The 16240-nt window shown below is 73.1% G+C and carries 11 protein-coding genes; 5 read left to right on the forward strand and 6 right to left on the reverse strand.

Annotated elements, in window-relative coordinates:
* Positions 1 to 109 precede the first annotated feature (109 nt).
* On the reverse strand, positions 110 to 688 hold the full coding sequence (locus AABA78_RS12735; RefSeq protein ID WP_338263245.1) for a hypothetical protein: 579 nt from the start codon (positions 686 to 688) through the stop codon (positions 110 to 112).
* A 233-nt stretch (positions 689 to 921) separates the two neighbouring features.
* Here AABA78_RS12735 and AABA78_RS12740 point away from each other — a divergent pair, with 233 nt between their 5' ends.
* Positions 922 to 2052, forward strand: a complete 1131-nt coding sequence (locus AABA78_RS12740; protein WP_338263246.1) for a serine/threonine-protein kinase — start codon at positions 922 to 924, stop codon at positions 2050 to 2052.
* A 10-nt stretch (positions 2053 to 2062) separates the two neighbouring features.
* On the opposite strand, the gene queF is transcribed toward AABA78_RS12740, so the two are convergent.
* A complete protein-coding gene (gene queF, locus AABA78_RS12745; protein WP_120577584.1) occupies positions 2063 to 2428 on the reverse strand; it encodes a preQ(1) synthase in 366 nt (121 codons plus the stop codon).
* 193 nt (positions 2429 to 2621) lie between these two features.
* On the opposite strand from queF, the gene AABA78_RS12750 reads away from it, so the two are divergent.
* Entirely contained in the window at positions 2622 to 4526 is a 1905-nt protein-coding gene (locus AABA78_RS12750) for an ATP-binding protein (RefSeq protein ID WP_338263596.1), read from the forward strand.
* On the opposite strand, the gene AABA78_RS12755 is transcribed toward AABA78_RS12750, so the two are convergent.
* Genes AABA78_RS12755 through AABA78_RS12765 form a run of 3 tightly spaced genes read right to left on the reverse strand, consistent with a single transcriptional unit; the run spans position 4513 to position 8530 of the window.
* Positions 4513 to 5241 carry a carbohydrate deacetylase gene (locus tag AABA78_RS12755; RefSeq protein WP_338263597.1) on the reverse strand — a complete coding sequence of 243 codons (729 nt, stop codon included), beginning with the start codon at positions 5239 to 5241 and terminating at the stop codon, positions 4513 to 4515. The genes AABA78_RS12750 and AABA78_RS12755 overlap by 14 nt on opposite strands.
* Before the next feature lie 30 nt (positions 5242 to 5271).
* Positions 5272 to 6288, reverse strand: coding sequence for an extracellular catalytic domain type 1 short-chain-length polyhydroxyalkanoate depolymerase (locus AABA78_RS12760; protein WP_338263247.1), 1017 nt, complete (start codon positions 6286 to 6288; stop codon positions 5272 to 5274).
* 10 nt (positions 6289 to 6298) lie between these two features.
* On the reverse strand, positions 6299 to 8530 hold the full coding sequence (locus AABA78_RS12765; protein ID WP_338263248.1) for a protein kinase domain-containing protein: 2232 nt from the start codon (positions 8528 to 8530) through the stop codon (positions 6299 to 6301).
* A gap of 310 nt (positions 8531 to 8840) precedes the next feature.
* Here AABA78_RS12765 and AABA78_RS12770 point away from each other — a divergent pair, with 310 nt between their 5' ends.
* The 3 genes from AABA78_RS12770 to AABA78_RS12780 all read left to right on the forward strand — a co-directional run bounded on the left by AABA78_RS12770 (position 8841) and on the right by AABA78_RS12780 (position 12019).
* Complete coding sequence (locus AABA78_RS12770; RefSeq protein WP_171417644.1) at positions 8841 to 10121, forward strand: amidohydrolase family protein; 1281 nt, start codon at positions 8841 to 8843, stop codon at positions 10119 to 10121.
* 45 nt (positions 10122 to 10166) lie between these two features.
* Positions 10167 to 10727 carry a peroxiredoxin gene (locus AABA78_RS12775; RefSeq protein ID WP_171417622.1) on the forward strand — a complete coding sequence of 187 codons (561 nt, stop codon included), beginning with the start codon at positions 10167 to 10169 and terminating at the stop codon, positions 10725 to 10727.
* Positions 10728 to 10951: 224 nt separating this feature from the next.
* Complete coding sequence (locus tag AABA78_RS12780) at positions 10952 to 12019, forward strand: CgeB family protein (protein ID WP_338263250.1); 1068 nt, start codon at positions 10952 to 10954, stop codon at positions 12017 to 12019.
* A 647-nt stretch (positions 12020 to 12666) separates the two neighbouring features.
* Here AABA78_RS12780 and AABA78_RS12785 read toward each other — a convergent pair.
* Positions 12667 to 16230: a hypothetical protein gene (locus AABA78_RS12785; RefSeq protein ID WP_338263251.1), complete on the reverse strand. Its 3564-nt coding sequence runs from the start codon at positions 16228 to 16230 to the stop codon at positions 12667 to 12669.
* Positions 16231 to 16240 lie beyond the last annotated feature (10 nt).

The raw sequence follows: 16240 nt of genomic DNA on the forward strand, positions 1-16240 counted from the left end.
GCGGAAACGCCTGGGAGGGGCACGGTCCTTCCGGGCCGTGTCCCTCCCTGGTGGGGCGGTTCCTAGCGTAGCCGTGTGACAGCCGTGTGGCGCCGGTGAAGATGGGGTTTCAGGGAGGCGCGGCGGTGGCGTCGGTGTCGGCGCGGATGCGGCGGGAGCGCTCCTGCAGTTCGCGCCAGTTGGCCTCGTACTGGTCGCGGGCGGTCTTCCAGGCCTGCCCGTGTGCGTGGCGCAGGTTGTCCAGGAGCTCGCCGGCGGTCTTCAGGCCGCGCTTGATGAAGTCGAACTCCTCGCGGGTGAGGAGCGAGTCCTCGGCGCTGGAGCGCTTGCGGGCGGCCTCCCAGCGGTCCACCTGGGCGCTGAGCTCCCGCACCTCGTCCTCGCGTTGACGGCGGTAGGCGACGCGGAGCTCTTCCCACCGGGTGCCGGCGCGGTCGAGGTGCTCACGGAAGCGGCGGCGGGCGTGCTCCGCGTTGTCCTTGAGGCGATCCCAGTCGCGCTGGTCGGCGCGGCGGAGCGCCTGGAGCTCGCGGTTGACGTCGTCGTTGAACCCGCGGACGCCGGTGAGGACGTCGAGCGTGTCCTCGTTGTCGGCGAGGTCCGCCTGGGCTTCGATTTCGCGGAAGCGAGCGGTCGCCTCGCGCTGCTCGGCCTCCATCTTCTGGATGTATGCGTCCTGTTCCGTCATGGCGTTCTCCCAGGCACGTTGGATGGGAGAAGCATGGGAACGCCCGCGGGGCGGTGCAGGGCGGAGGGGAACGGGAGGCGGAGCGCTCAGCCAATCCGTCCGGCGTCCCGGTCCCATGTCTCCATCCTGCCAGTCCACGCTCGGCAGGTAGGCGCCCTGGCGTGAGACAGCGACACCGCGCCTTTCCATCACACCTGTGCGAACCCTCCCCGCGGAGGAGGGCCCATCGACGCATGAGACGTGAATCGGTACCCTTCGGCCCCGTGACCGCCGCCGCCGAGAAATCCGAGAGACTTCGTCACCGCAAGATTGGCGCCTGCCGCGTGCTCGGCGAGCTGGGCCGGGGCGGCATGGCGCTCGTGTACCGGGGCCTGCATGAGCTGCTGCAGCGCGAGGTCGCCATCAAGGAGCTGCTCCCCGAAGGCCAGCGCGACCAGGAGGCCCTGTCCCGCTTCCGCCGCGAGGCCCTGGCGCTCGCCGCGTTCCGCCACCAGAACATCGTCACCCTCTACGACCTGGTGGAGAAGAACGACAGCCTCTTCATGGTCATGGAGTACGTGGACGGCCCCACCCTCCACGGCCTCATCAAGGACGGCCCGCTGCCTCCGGACGTCGCCGCCGTCATCGGCGCGCGCATCGCCAGCGCGCTCGACCACGCCCACTTCCGGCGCATCATCCACCGCGACCTCAAGCCCGCGAACGTCATGCTCACCAAGTCCGGTGAGGTGAAGCTCATGGACTTCGGCATCGCCAAGGACGTCAGCCTGGAGGCCCTCACCCAGCAGGGCATGGCCGTGGGCACGCCGTCGTACATGTCCCCGGAGCAGGTGACCGGCGCCCCCATCGACGCGCGAACCGACATCTTCTCCCTGGGCGTCCTCCTCTACGAGGCCCTCTCCGGCACGCGCCCCTTCGTGGGCAAGACGGCCGGCGAGGTGTTCGCCCGCATCCGCGACGGCAAGTTCACGCCGCTCCAGAAGGTGGCCCCGAACGTGCCGCCACCGCTCGCGCGCATCGTGAAGCGCGCGCTGTCGGTGAAGCCGGAGGCCCGCTTCCCGGACGCCGCGGCCATGCGCCGCGAGCTGGACCTGTTCCTCGCCCACGAGGTGCGCGTGTCCCACCCCGCGCTGCTCGTGGCCTTCCTGCGCTACCGCGAGAAGCTCACCGAGACCGAGGCCCTGGCCCACCTCACCCAGCAGGAGCTGGGCGTGCTCGACGTCTTCGCGACGAAGAGGCCCGCGCGCGCGCCCGGCAAGCTCAAGTGGGTGCTGGCCGCGCTCGCCGCCGGCACCGCGGCGGCCGGCACCGGCCTCTACCTGTCCCACTCCCAGTGGGCGCCGCTCCTGGAGCAGCTCACCCGCTGAGGGCCCGCGCTCAGGCCTGCTGCTTCTTGTCGTGCGTGACGGTGACGATGGTCCCGATGCCGCCGCGCACGAAGAAGTCCCCCACCACCGTGAGCTTGCGCGGCTGGATGGCCTTGATGATGTCGTCCGCGATGGTGTTGGTCACCTTCTCGTGGAAGGCGCCCTCGTTGCGGTAGGACCACATGTAGAGCTTCAGGCTCTTGAGCTCCACGCACAGCTGATCCGGCACGTACTTGATGGTGAAGCGCGCGAAGTCCGGCTGGCCCGTCAGCGGGCACAGGCAGGTGAACTCCGGCACGTCGAAGGCGATCTCGTAGTCGCGATCGGCGGCGGGGTTGGGGAAGGTCTGGATTTCCTTGGACGGCTTTGAGGACATGCGCTGTCGTCTAGCACACGTTCGGCGTGTGTCGCCGCCCTCCAGAACGTCGCCCCCTGGCTGCCCGGCCAAGGGCTCTGTTCGGGTCCCAACGTGCCGGGGCCCTCCGGGACAGGAGAACGTCCGGGGGTGGTTGGCGATCATGCTCGGGGGTTCCTATCTCCCGCTGGCGACCCCTGCTTCGCCCCTTCCCATGCTGCCACCCAACGACGTCGAGGATGTCCTCTCGTGCCTGCCCCAAGCGCTCCTGCGCGTGGGGCCTGACCTGTGCGTCCAGTGGTGCGAGCCGGGCTTCGCGGCCAAGACAGGCGTGACGCTCTGTCCGGGCAGCACCCTGCTGGACGCGCTGGAGGCAGGCCGCAACCTGGACGCCCTGGCGCGCGCCATCCGCGAGAAGCGCGCCTGGTCCGGCCACGTCATCACCCGCGCGCTCCGGCAGGTGCGTGTGCAGGTGAAGCCCTCCCACACGGACGGGTCGGCCGGGGCGTGGCTGGTGATGGAGCCGTCCGGTGTGGACGACGAGGGCGCGTTTTCACAGGCCGTGCGGGAGATTGCCCGGGCGGTGGGTGAGTCGCTGGAGGTGGACCGCGTCTGCTCGGCCGCCGTGGTGTCGCTGGTGCGGTGTGCGCAGGTGCGCCGCGCGGAGGTGTTCCTCTACGAGGAGGACGACGCGACGCTGAAGCGCATGGCGGTGTCGGACCTGGAGGGCCTGGACGCGCCCCTGGACGCGTTCGACCCGTCGGAGGACCCCTACCGCCAGGCCCTGGCCCTGCGCCAGCCGCAGCTGGGCATCCAGCGCGGCTACGGCGACGCGGTGGGCTCCGTGTTCGCGGCGGTGCCGCTGTGCGCGCCGCGCCGCACGGTGGGCCTCCTGCTCATCTACAAGGAGCAGGGCGCTTCGTTCTCCGTGCGCGAGCTGGAGATGTGGAGCGCGGCGGCCAGCCAGCTGGCGGTGGCGGTGGAGAACGCGCGCCTGTTGCGCGAGGCCCAGGCGGCCCTGCGCGTGCGCGAGGAGTTCATGTCCATCGCGTCGCACGAGCTGAAGACGCCGCTCACGCCGCTGAAGCTGGGCCTGTTCGCCATGGAGCGCCGCATCGCCTCGGGGCAGCCGGTGGCGCTCTCCAGCGTGCTCAAGTCGAAGCGGCAGGTGGACCGACTGGCGGGGCTGGTGGAGGACCTGCTGGACGCAAGCCGCCTGGAGCTGGGGCGGCTGGCGCTGGACTCGGCGCCGCTGGAGGTGGGGCAGCTGGTGGCGGAGGTGGTGGACCACTTCCGCCACGCCTTCGAGCGCCCCTTCACGGTGGACGTGCCGCACGACGGCGTCTGGGTGCTGGGGGACAGGGACCGGCTGGAGCAGGTGCTGGTGAACCTGCTGGAGAACGCGCACAAGTACAGCCCGGCGGGGGCGCCCATCTGCGTGAAGGTGGGGCGCACGGAGGAGTCCGCGCGCATCCAGGTGCAGGACCACGGCATCGGGATTCCGGGCGCGGACCAGGCGCTGGTGTTCCAGCGTTTCTACCGGGCGCGCAACGTGTCGCACCGCAACTTCGGCGGACTGGGGCTGGGACTCTTCATCAGCCACTCCATCGTGAAGATGCACGGCGGCGCGCTGGCGCTCCGCAGCCGCGAGGGCGAGGGCTCCACGTTCTCGCTGGACCTGCCGCGCATGCCCGCGCACGAGGTGCGCAGGCTGCCCCGGCGCGTGCTGGTGCTGGACGAGGACGTGCACCAGGAGGCCACCGCGGAGCGCACCCTGCGCGCCGAGGGCTTCGAGGTGTTCACCGTGCAGAGCGGCGCGGAGGCCCTGCGCAAGGCGACGCACCTGCCGGTGGACCTCATCGTCCTGTCCACCAGCGCCACGCAGTCCGCGGTGGGCACCTTCCTGGAGACCTTCGCCACGCTGCCGCGCGCGCGGCCGGTGCCCATCCTGCTGGCCGGGGATGAGCGGCCGTGGTGGGCGCAGGAGAACACCGCGCTGTGTCCCCGGCACTACCGCCCGGACGAGCTGCTCGCGGGTGTGCGCACCGTGCTGACGCGCGAGAAGCGCCGGACGCTGACGCCGGTGGAGTCGGAGCTTCCGCTCGTCACGCCCGCGTGAGGACGCGGTAGTCCGTGGGCTGGATTCCCGCCCGCGCCAGGGCCTCACGGGAGCGGGCGTCCAGCAAGGTGGCCAGCTCCACCTCGCGCTGCGCGGCGTAGCGGGTGGTGACGACCTGGGGCAGGTGGCCCGGGTGGCACATCCACTCCGTGACGCCTTCGGCGGGCAGCGCCGCCAGGGCCGCGCGGAAGCGCTCCGGCGTCCAGTACGCCGTCTCACCGGACTCGCCCACGAAGGCGTCGTTCGTGGCCACGCCCCGGGCCCTCAGCACCCCGCGCATGTCCGCGTCGACGGAGCGCACCGGGAGGCCCGCGCGTCTCGCGACGCGTGACAGCCCTTCCAGCACCTGGGGATGCCGGTGCAGGTGCTTGTGCACGTCCAGGTGCGTGGCGGCCCGGCCCAGCAGCCGTTCCAGCCGCTCCAGCTGCGCGAGCGCCTCCGCCTCCACCACGTCCGCGGGGAGCTCAGCCACTCGGGCCCCGGAGAGGCCACCGTCCACGGTGCGCCACTCGCGCGGGAAGCCGGGGTCCACGGGGGCACCCCGGTCCAGGTTCAGGTGCAACCCGATGGCGAGTCCCCGGGCCTGCCTCGCGGCGTCCTCGGTCCCCGGCGCGTTCACCAGGAGGGTGGCGGAGGAGACGACGCCCTCGCGCAGGGCGTGGAGGAGGCCCCGGGTAATGCCCGGGTCGTAGCCCAGGTCATCGGCGTTGATGATGAGGGCGCGGGCCGGCGTGACGGGCCTCCTTCAGGGGCGGGGACGCGCCTGGAAGAAGCGCCACATCTGCAGGGACGCATCCAGGTCCGTCGTGCCGTCATTGTAGAGGGGCTGGCCAGGCCACGCGTGCTTGCCGCCGGTGACGGTGCACAGGCTGGCGGTGGCGCTCTCCGGCTGGCAGCCCGTATACGCCACGCAGGTGCTGTTGCCCTGCTGATACGTCTGCTGCTGCGGGCCGGTGCAGCCGTTGCGCTCGGCGAAGCGGCGCACGGACTCCGGGGCGGAAGGGTAGGGCTTGCCGCCGAGGACGTTGTCGCCGCCGTCGTAGAAGATGGTCTCGTCGGCGCTGCCGTGGAAGTGGAGCACGGGGACGGGCCGGGACGGGCGGCAGTCCGTCACGCCCAACATGCCCGACACGGGCGCGATGGCGGCGATGCGCTGGGCGCGCTCACAGGCCAGCCGGTAGGAGAAGAAGCCGCCGTTGGAGAAGCCGTTGGCGAAGACGCGGCGCGGGTCCGTGCACACGCGGGTGTCCAGGTCCGCGAGCAGCGCGTCCACGAAGCCCACGTCATCCACGTTGCCAATCTGCGCCGGGCCACAACAGGCCTCGCCGTTCCAGCCTCGCGTGTCCGGTTCGCCCCGGCCGTAGACCTCCGGGAAGTTGAGGCCGCGCGGGTACACCGCGATGAAGCCCTCGGCGTCGGCCAGCGAGGAGAAGCCGGTCAGCAGCTCCTGCTCCGCCTCGGTGGAGCCGAAGCCGTGGAAGCTGAGGACGACGGGCGTGGGCTTCGTGGCGTCGTAGCCGGTGGGGACGTGGACGCGGAAGGCGCGGGTGCGGCCGCCGTGCTCGACGGTCCAGTCATAGGTGCCGGGCGTCACGGTGAGGCCGGAGCAGGCCGCGCGGTCCGCGGGAGCCACGTCGCCGGAGAGGGTGTCCGGGAGCTCCGTCCCGGCGTCGGTCGGGGTGTCGATGTCGTCCGTGGAGCCGCACGCGGTGGCGGTCAGCATCAGGCTGGACGCGGCGAGGGCGAGGAGGCGAAGGCGCATGGGACGGAACCTAGTTCCCCGGCCCGCACTCCGCCGACAGCGCCAGTGCCCGGTCCGGGAACCTTTCCGCCAGCGTACGTTTCACCTCGGCCACCCCGGCGGCGTCGCCCTCGTGGACGTGGAGCTGGCAGCGCGCGGTGAGGGCGCGCGGGTCGTCCGGGGCCAGCCGCTCGGCCTCTCGGTACTCGCGCTCGGCGCCGCGAAGGTCGCCCTGCCGGAAGAGGACGGCCCCCAGGTAGGAGTGGGCCACCGCGAGCGAGGGGGCCTTGCGCTGCGCGCGCTTGAGCAGGGCGGAGGCGTCGTCCAGCTTCTCCTGGCGGAAGCGCACGAAGCCCAGCTCCGCCAGGGACTCGGCGTCGTCGTGCTGGCGCGTCCAGGCGGACAGCACGGTGGCGGCCTCGTCCAGCCGGCCACCTTGCGACAGGAGCTGGCCGTAGCGGGGGGCCACCTGGGCGGAGCCCGGCGCCTGCGCGTACGCCTTGGCCAGGGCGGTCAGCGCGCCCGGCACGTCGCCCTGGCGGGCCCGCAGGTCGGCCAGGGCCAGCGGCACTCGGACGTCCCTGGGGGCCAGGACCGTGGCCTCGTCGATGGCGCGTTCCGCGCGCTTGCCCATGCGCAGCTCGGTGGCGGCGCGCGCGGCGAGCAGGTGCGCCTCCGCCTCCTTCGGGAAGCGCGAGGTGTAGGCCTCCGCCAGCGTCAGGGCCTGCGAGTGGGCGCCCGCGTTCAACAGCAGCGTGCCCGCGCGGGCCAGCTCCGCCGCCGTGACGCGGACGTCCTTGTCCAGCCCATCCAGCGCGGACACCTTCGCCTCCAAGGTCTTGGCGGCCTCCGCGGCGGCGATCCGCGCGGGAGGCGGCACGTCCGGCCGCCGCAGGTACCACGTGGCCCCCGCGCCCACGCCGCCCAGCACGAGCACGCCCGCGACGATGGCCAGCGCCCGGCGCGACCGGGGCGCCCCGGCCTGAGAGCCCGTCGGGACGCCGCCGTTCACGGCGCCGCGGGACGCCGTGGCCTGAGCGCCTGCCGGAGCTCCTCCGTGTTCAGCGCCACGGGGCGACTTGGTCTGAGAGCCTGTCAGAGCTCCGCCGTGTTCAGCGCCATGGTCGGCGTTACCCGGGGGCGAGCCTCCAGCCGTCACGGGCCGGGCGCGCAGCGACACGGTGTGGGTGCCCACGGGCGGAAGGGGACGGGCGCCGGACGGAACCGCGCCCGGGGGAGGCGGCACGGGCCAGGCAGGGACCCCCTGCACCCCGAACGGCGGCAGCATGTCCACGGCCTGCGCACCCTCCGCGCCCGAGTTGGACGGATCCGCGAGCCTCGCCTGGCGCAGCGCCAGCCGCTTGGGGTCGCTGTCCGGCGGGAACAGCGTGTCCAGGTACGCGGCCACCTGCGCCGGCGCGGCGACCTCCGCGGGCCCGCCCAGCCTCTCGATGGCGGCGATGAACGTCTGCAGGCTGTCGAAGCGCGACTCCGGGTCCTTCGCGAGCGCCATCAGGCACACCGCCTCCAGCGCCTGCGGCACCGAGGGGTCGAACGCGGTGGGCGGCTTCGGCCTGCCTTCGGAGATGCGCGTGAGCACCTCGTCGGTGGACATGCCGGTGAAGGGCCTCCGGCCGCACAGCTGCTCGTAGAGCATCACCCCCGCGGCGAACAGGTCCGCGCGGTGGTCCACGCTGCGGCCGGCGATCATCTCCGGCGACATGTAGAAGAATTTCCCCTTCAGCGTCCCGGGCTCCGTCCCCGCCCCCAGCGCGTCCGCCTTCGCGATGCCGAAGTCGATGACCTTCACCACGCCGTTCACGCCGACGTGGATGTTGTCCGGCGTGAAGTCGCGGTGGACGATTTTCAGCGGCCGGCCCGCCTCGTCCACGGCGCGGTGCGCGGCGTCCAGCCCGCGGCACGCGTCCACCAGCACGCGCAGGGTGATGCCCAGGGGCACGCGCTGGCCGCGCTCCGCGGCCTCCTGCCGCACCTCCGCGAACGAGCGCCCCTCCAGGAGCTCCATGGCGATGAAGGGCTCCGCGCCCTCCATGCCCAGCTCCAGGATGGACACCACGTGCGGGTGGCGCACCTGCGCGGTGATGCGCGCCTCGTTGAGGAACATCTGCACGATGCGCCGGTCCGCGACCAGGTGCGGCATCAGCCGCTTCACCGCCACGGCCGGGCCGCGCTGCCCGTCCGGGGTGATGGCGCGCGCCAGATACACCTCCGCCATGCCGCCCGTCGCGATGCGCGCGCTCAAGCGGTAGCGGCCTGCCCACGAAACGCCGGGTTCCGACACCAAGGTGGCGGCAGTCTACGGGCCCGCGCCCCCGGCGCCCAACGTCCTGACGGGCCGCCTGCCTGCCTGTCCCCATCCATCCCACCCGACGCTCCGGACATGCCCACCGTGTTGGAGGGGGCGGGACGACGCGTGTGGGTGCAGGGATGTGTGGACCCGATGACGGAGGATGGGGCGGGAGTGCTAACCTCCCCCGCCTCAAGCGTGACCCCTAAGGGGAGGGGGCCGCCTTCACGAACCTCGCGACCCGTCGCGGATGCAGGGAGGGATGTTGGGCACCGTCCTCAAGGGTGGTTTCGTCGTCGAGCTGGAGCCCGCGTCCGTGGACCGGGTGGACCTGCGCATCGAAGGTGAGCGCATCGTGGCGCGGGGCGAGGACCTTTCGCCCGGCCCCGACGACGAGGTGGTCGCGCTGTCCGGCAAGCTCGTCTTCCCGGGGCTCGTCAACGCCCACCACCGGCTCGCGAGCGTGCTGGCGCGCGGCCTGGTCCGCCCGCCGCCGGACTCCTACCAGGCCCTGCTGGAGCAGGTGCGCTGGCCCTTCGAGAACGCGCTGGACCTGGACGCGGTGCAGGTGGCCGCCACGGCCGGCGGTCTGGAGTCCATCCAGTGCGGCACCACCACCCTGTTTGACTTGCACGCCTCGCCCAGGGCGGTGACGGGCTCGCTGCTCCGCTCGGCGCGCGGCCTCCATGAGGTGGGCGTGCGCGGCGTGCTGTCCTACGCGGTGACGGACCGCATGGGCGCGGTGGGCCGCGAGGAGGGGCTGGAGGAGACGGTCAGCTTCGCGCGCAAGGCCCGGGGCCGCTTCCGCGGACAGGTGGGCGCGGGCCCCTGCTTCACGCTGGGCGACGACGCGCTCCAGGGCCTGGGCGAGGCGCTCAACACCACCGGCACCGGGCTGCACTTCCCGCTCGCGGAGGATCCGCTGGACGAGCGGCTGTCCACCGAGCGCCACGGCAACACGCCGGTGACGCGGCTGCTCACCAGCAACCTGCTGTCGCCCCGCGCCATGGCGGCGCACGCGGGCCACCTGGCGTGGGCGGACCTGGCGCAGGTGCTGGCCACGGGGACGTGGCTGCTGCACACGCCGCGCTCCAACCAGGGCCTGGAGGTGGGCTACGCGCCCGCGCTGAAGTTCGGGGCGCGCGCGTCGCTGGGCACGGATGGCACGTCGCCGGACCTGTTCGCGGAGGCGCAGGCGGCGTACCTGCGCTCGCGCGAGGCGGGGCAGCCCATCGACGTGCTGCGCTACCTGGCCAACGGCCACCGGCTGGCGTCGCAGGTGTTCGAGGCGGCCATCGGCCCCATGCGCGAGGGCGCGCTCGCGGACCTGCTGGTGCTGGACTACCTGTCGCCCACGCCGCTGACGGCGGAGACGCTGGCGTGGCACGTGGTGCACGGGCTGGGCAGCCGCCACGTGGAAGCGGTCATGGTGGACGGCGTGTGGCGCGTCTGGGCGCGCAGGCCGCTGTCGGTGAACCCCACGGTGGTGGCCGAGCAGTCGCGCGAGGCCGCCGCCGCGGTGTGGGCGCGGATGGCCTCGTCGTAGCGCCAGGAGCTTGTCGCGCTGTCCGGGGCCCGTTAAGTCCCGGGCATGCTCAACTCCCTGCTCGTCGTCGGATGGCTCAGCGCAGCGATTCCCCAGGTGGGTGAAACCGCCCCGGACTTCACGGTGAAGGACACCGCGGGGACGACCTACACGCTGTCGGAGATGGTGAAGAAGGGGCCGGTCATCGTGGCCTTCTTCCCCAAGGCGTTCACCAGCGGCTGCACGAAGGAGCTGACCGCGTACCGCGACCGCTACAAGGACATCGAGCAGGTGCAGGGCCAGGTGCTGGCCTTCTCCACGGACGACGCGGAGACGCTGACGCGCTTCAAGACGGAGCTGAAGGCGCCCTTCGCGTTCATCCCGGATCCGGACGGCAAGGTCGTGGGCGCGTACGACGTGAAGATGCCGGTGTTGACGGTGTCCAAGCGCTACACGTTCGTCGTGGGCGAGGACCGCAAGGTGCTCAAGGTGGACGAGGGCAAGGACGCCATCGACCCCACGGGCGCCATCGTCGCGTGTCCGCTGCGCAAGGGCGCCGCCGCGAAGCCCTCGGCGGCCCCGGCGGGGAACACGCCTCCCATCAAGGCCGAGCCCGCGACGAAGTAGCCGCGACGCGGACGTGGGCCCCTGACTTCCGGGACAGGGGCACGGTCCACTCGCGGACGTCCTCGTGGCACGCGCGGGCTGAACGCCGGCCGCGCCGTTGAGGAGTTCACGCGGCCTGGGGCCCGCTCGCTTGTCCGCCCGAGCCTGGAAGCGATAGCCCTGGGCTCGCCGCGCGCGGGAGTTCCTCCATCCGCCGGGCTGGGGGCGTGAGGAGGCCCGAGTGGATGGACATCGTCTTCCTGGGCCCGGTGTGCGGGCCCGCCTCCGAGGCGCAAGCGGGCACGGCTCCGAGGCAGCTCGCGAAGGCGCTCCAGCGGCGCGGACACGGGGTCCTCCTGTTGGAGCGCACGGCGCCCGGCATGCGGTCCGAAGCGTCACCCACCGTCGCGACGTATCAGGACCTCGCGGACCTCCACACGCGCTTCCATTCGAGGGTGCGCCGCGCGGACCTGGTTCTGGTGGACGCGGACGTGCCGCAGGTCGCGGACGTGAGCCGCTGGGCCACGAACACGGCGGGCGGGCTCACCGTCTTCTGGGACCGGGACACGCCCCGGACGCTGGCGCGGCATGCCCTTCGGGAGGACCCCGGCTGCATGACGCCGGAGCTGTTCGCGGGCTACCGGCTCTATCTCTGCTCCAGCGCGGGCCCGGTGCCCCGGCAACTGGAGCGCGAGTGGGGCGTGGCCCGTGCGCGCGTGTTCCTACCCGGTGTGGACGCGGAGCACTTCGCGCCCGGAAGCGGCAGGATGCGCTGGGACCTGGGGCACCTGGAGCCGTTGTCGGCGGAGCGGCGGGGGCTGCTGAGGCAGTGGTTGCTCGGCGCAGCGCACGGCTGGCCCGAGGGGCGCTTCGTCCTCGCGGGGATGTTGTCCGCGGTGGATGACACCTGGCCCGCCAACGTGGCGAGGCATCCCGCGCCGTCGCCAGGGGAGCACGCGGGCTTCCTCGGTGCGCAGCGCTTCACGCTGGCGTTCTCCCAGGCGGAGCACACGCCGGCCGCCGACCTGTTCGAGGCGGCGGCCCGAGGGGCGGCGCTGATCTGCGACCCCTGGCCGGGCCTGGAGGACGTCTTCGCGCTGGGCGAGGAGGTGATGGTCGCCCGCACGGAGCGGGACGTGCTGCGCTACCTGCTCGCGATGCCGGAAGCGGACCGGCGCCAGCTGGGCATGCGCGCCCGAGCAAGGGTCCTGGCCGAACACACCGTGGCCCACCGCGCCGTGCAACTGGAGCAGTACGCGAAGGACGCGGACCGGGGCGCCTCCTGGAAGGCCCCGGTGCGCTCGCTGAACTGAGCCTCATGGACCCGGGACGACGGCCTCATCGCGATGCGTTACATCCAGGCCGAGCCTGAGCCCTGTCGGCGGCGCACCGCACGAACCGGTCCGACAGTCGGACCAGTTGGGACGACCACGGCGTGGGGAGGCTGCCTGCGCCGTCCGGACAGCTTGAACCGGTCCGACAGTCGGACCCGTTGGGACGACCACGGCGTGGGGAGGGTGCCCGCCGTCCAGGCAGCTTGAACCGGTCCGACAATCGGACCAGTTGGGACGACCACGGCGGGGGAGGTCGCTCGCGCCGTGTTGAACTGGTCCGACAATCTGACCAGTTGGGACGACCACGGCGGGGGAGGTCGCTCGCGCCGTCTTGAACTGGTCCGACAATCGGACCAGTTGGGATGACCACGGCCTGGGAGGGCGCCCGCGCCGTCCGGGTAGCTTGAACTGGTCCGACAGTCGGACCAGTTGGGACCCCCGCCATGGCCGGGGGGCTGCCCGTTCGAACTGCGGAAGCCGGTCCGACCGTCGGACCAATGACGGCCTTGTCACCTGGCGTAGGGCTTGAGGGACTCCGCTCCCGCCAGGTGGCTGAAACGGGTCCGACAGTCGGACAGGTTGGGACCACGTCGGGCGGGAGGTGGGCAGCAGGGGCCTCCGGGGGCCTATGCGTCCTTCGGCGCCTTCACCATCTCCCGGGGCGGGAACACGAACTGCGCGGCGCCGGCCACCAGGGGTGACGCATCGCGCTGGAGCTCTGCGAGCATCGCCAGCCGCTCCTCCGTCCAGCCACGTCCGTCCGCCGCGTCGCGCACCAGGCAGTGCAGGGCCACGCGTCGCGCCTCCGGGCTGGGGCTCCTCGCCAGGCGCCCGCCCACCACTTGCATCATGTCCACCGGCAGGTTGGACACCGCCACCTGGGCCGCCATCAGCGCGTCCGCGTGGAGCCACCCCTCCTGTCCCATCGCGTCCAGGTGGAGCGCGAAGGCCGGAGGACCCAGGGCCACCGCCGCGCAGCGCACGCGCAGCGTCGCCAGGCACGGGTCCTTCGTGAGCAGCCCCCCCGTCACCAGTCCATATACGGCCTGCAGGGGTACGGGCCGCATCCGCTCCCGGGGCTGGAGCAGCGCGTCCATCGCCACGCTCAGCGCGCGCCGGTCCTCCACCACCGCCGCCAGCATCCGCTCCATCAGAGGCACGTCGCGCTCGTCGGCCCGGTACACCAGCGCGCCCATCGCCGCGCGCACCTCGTCGTCATAGGGCGAGGCCAGCCGCGCGCCGCAGGCGGAGAGGAACACCCGCTCCCGGTCCTTCACCTGGAGCCAGGCCGCGCGCCGCAGCAGGTCGATGCGCGCATCCGGCTCCGGCCGCGCCAGCACCTTCGCGAGCAGCGCGGACAGCCGCGCATCCAGCGCCTCCGTCAGCCGGTCCGCCGGGATGTCGCCCACGCGCGACGCCATGATGGCGTCCTCGCCGGTGACGGCGCGCTCGAACACCGCCCACGTGGGCTCGCGGTCCAGGTGGTCCCACAGCGCACGCAGGAGCGCGATGCGCACGTCGCGGTGCAGGGGCTTCGCGTCCAGCTCCAGCAGTCGCGCGTAGCCCGCGTCCGAGCGCAGCTCACCCAAGAGGCGCACCACCTCCTTGGCCACCGTGACCTTGGTCAGCGGCACCTCCGCGAGCAGCGACAGGACCCGCGTGACGGGCATGCCGTTGAAAGCGCGGCGCAGCCCGTAGATGGCGATGCGCGCGCGCGAATCCTCCAGGGCGCCCAGCAGCGTGGGCACGCCCTGGCCCTGGTCGCACCGCGCCATCACCCGCAGGGCTCGCTCCTGCACCGCGGGCCGCTTGTCGCCCGCCAGCGCCAGGAGCGCGTCCATCGGCGCCCAGTCCAGCACGGCCATCCGGGTCACCGCCGCCAGCAGCGTGGGCGTGTCCCGCTCCGGGTCCTCGCACAGCCGCGCGAGCGCGCGCGAATACGCCCGGTTCTGCTCCACGTTCCACCGGAAGAATCCCGAGTCGAACGGGAGGATCCAGTGCGTCGCCCCCGTGGCGAACTGCCCGGTGATGACCGGCGCGTGGAGGTAGGGCCCCAGCAGGTCCTGCCGACGCCGGTGCAGGTACTCGCGCACCACCGGGATGGCGATGGCGCTCTCGTCCCGCTTGAGCAGCGCGGGCAGCATCCGGTCCAGGTCCTTCACCGCGCGGTAGCGCAGCACCCACAGCGCGTTCCCGGACGGCTTGCCCAGCCGCAGCGCCACGCGCTCCAGCTCCTCCACCAGCTCCCGGTGCAGGGGAAGCCCGCGCTTCTCGGCCACCGCCAGCGCCACCACCTCGTCGTCCCAGCCCCGGTCCCGCCAGCGTCGCAGGGTGCCCGCGAGCGTCGCCTCGAAGCGCGGCCGGTCCTCCTTCGCCAGCCACGCCGTCAGCGCCAGCGCCAGCCGGTTGTCGGGCGTGGCGTCGCGCACGGAGACGAGCCAGTCCGACAGGCCGGCCACCAGCGCCGCGCGCTTGCCCAGGCTCGCCGCGAGCTGGAGCAGGGGACCGCCGCGCTCGCGCTCCGCCCAGGCCTTCGCCAGCGTCAGGAGATACGGCGCGGCCCGGCGCACCTCGTCGTCCGTCAACCGGTGGCCCAGCCCCGCGTCCTGGATGCGCCCGCGCTCCTTCAGGAATGTGCCCAGCCACTGTGCGCCCCAGGCCGGATCCGCGCCGAAGGCCCGCACCAGCAGTCGCTCCGCAGCCTGGGCCGTGCCCACCGACAGGTCCGCGGCGTCCAGCGCGTCGCGCAGCATCCGGCCCAGGGCCTCGGTGTGCTCGGCGCGCCACATCCGCCGGGGCCACGCGGCCAGCGCCTGCAGCATCACCCCGCGCACCGGGTCCTGTTCGTTCTTCCGGGCCAGCACCGCCGCCAGCGCGGGCGCCACCCACGCGGGCTCGTCCGGGCGCAGGCCGGGCAGCGCCAGCAGGGCGCCCAGGCCCTCGCCGCGCATGGCCGCGTCCGGATGTCCCAGCGCGCCCCGGAGCGAGCCCAGCGCCTCATCCCAGGGCAGGAAGCGCGCGTAGGCGATTCGCGCCTCGGCGCGGGTGCCCAGCGCCACCACCTCGTTCAGGTGCCGGCGTGCCTCCCGCTCCCGCAGCTCCACCGGCAGGTGCCGCAGGTACTCCAGCGGGATGACGCCGTCGCGGTTGCGTGCCCCCACGGTCCAGCGCGCGTAGACACCCTCGCGCACGGCCGGGTCCACGATGCGAGCGATGAGCGGCGTGCCCCACGCGGGCGCGCGCTCCACGGACGCGGCCCAGGCCTCGGTGAGCGTCGGGTGCAGCGGCTCCGGCAGCTCCTTCAGCACGTCCTCCGCGCGGCCCAGCAGCGTCGGGTCGCGCTGGACGACCCACGTCAGGGACCCGGCGTCCAGCGACGCCACGACCTTCGTGAACAGCAGGTGGGGGAGGAACGCCGGGGGATGCCGGCGCAGGAGCGCCACCATGCGCACGGGGCGCTGCCGCACCAGCGTCCGCACCGCGTGATCGTCCGGCGGGATGCCCCGCTCCAGCAGCAGCGCCAGCAGCGTCTCCGCGACGTCGGGCGCCCGCTCCGCCAGCCACGAGAGGCCCCATCCCAGGTGCTGCCGCGTGACGGGGTCCGGCTCGCCCGACACCGCGTGCAGTCGCTCCAACAGCACCTCGCCCAGCACCGACGGCGCGTGCCGCGCCAGCCGCGCCCAGAACCGGTGGCTGGGCCGCTCCAGCGCCCGAGCCAGGTGCCGGCGCAGGACCGACTCGGAGGCCAGGGGCACCGTGTCCGCGAAGGTGGCGTGCTCGCCGCGCTCCACCAGCCCGTCCAGGAACGCGTCGATGACGGCGTGCCGTCTGCGCTTGCGCAACTGGTGGATGACGGCCTGCTCGCGGCGCATCCCGTGCGCCATGCGCAGCGCCTCCAGCGCCTGCGCATCGTCGCAGGCCACGGACACCAGCTGGAACGCCAGCGCGCGCACGCGGAAGGACTCGTCCGCCGTGGCCTTCAGCACCGCCGCGCCGTCGCGCCGCGTGAACTGCGCCGCCAGGGCCAGCCGCCGCTCGAAGGCGTCCCCCCGGGACAGCGCGTCCAGCAGCGCCTGCGCCTCCGGGTCCGTCAGGGCCTTGCGTCCCAGGGCCACCATGTGACGCACCCGGGCGTCATGGAAGGTGGAGGACAGCTCGGCGCGCAGGGTGGACAGGGCGGGTTCGGACATGGCGCCCAAG

This window comes from Corallococcus caeni (assembly GCF_036245865.1).
Taxonomy (GTDB): Bacteria; Myxococcota; Myxococcia; order Myxococcales; family Myxococcaceae; genus Corallococcus; species Corallococcus caeni.

Excerpts from the sequence above, each read along its gene's own strand:
- queF (WP_120577584.1), bottom strand. The coding sequence starts at position 2,428 with ATGTCCTCAAAGCCGTCCAAGGAAATCCAGACCTTCCCCAACCCCGCC.
- AABA78_RS12735 (WP_338263245.1), bottom strand. The coding sequence starts at position 688 with ATGACGGAACAGGACGCATACATCCAGAAGATGGAGGCCGAGCAGCGC.
- AABA78_RS12750 (WP_338263596.1), top strand. The coding sequence starts at position 2,622 with ATGCTGCCACCCAACGACGTCGAGGATGTCCTCTCGTGCCTGCCCCAA.
- AABA78_RS12775 (WP_171417622.1), top strand. The coding sequence starts at position 10,167 with ATGCTCAACTCCCTGCTCGTCGTCGGATGGCTCAGCGCAGCGATTCCC.
- AABA78_RS12760 (WP_338263247.1), bottom strand. The coding sequence starts at position 6,288 with ATGCGCCTTCGCCTCCTCGCCCTCGCCGCGTCCAGCCTGATGCTGACC.
- AABA78_RS12785 (WP_338263251.1), bottom strand. The coding sequence starts at position 16,230 with ATGTCCGAACCCGCCCTGTCCACCCTGCGCGCCGAGCTGTCCTCCACC.
- AABA78_RS12780 (WP_338263250.1), top strand. The coding sequence starts at position 10,952 with ATGGACATCGTCTTCCTGGGCCCGGTGTGCGGGCCCGCCTCCGAGGCG.
- AABA78_RS12740 (WP_338263246.1), top strand. The coding sequence starts at position 922 with ATGAGACGTGAATCGGTACCCTTCGGCCCCGTGACCGCCGCCGCCGAG.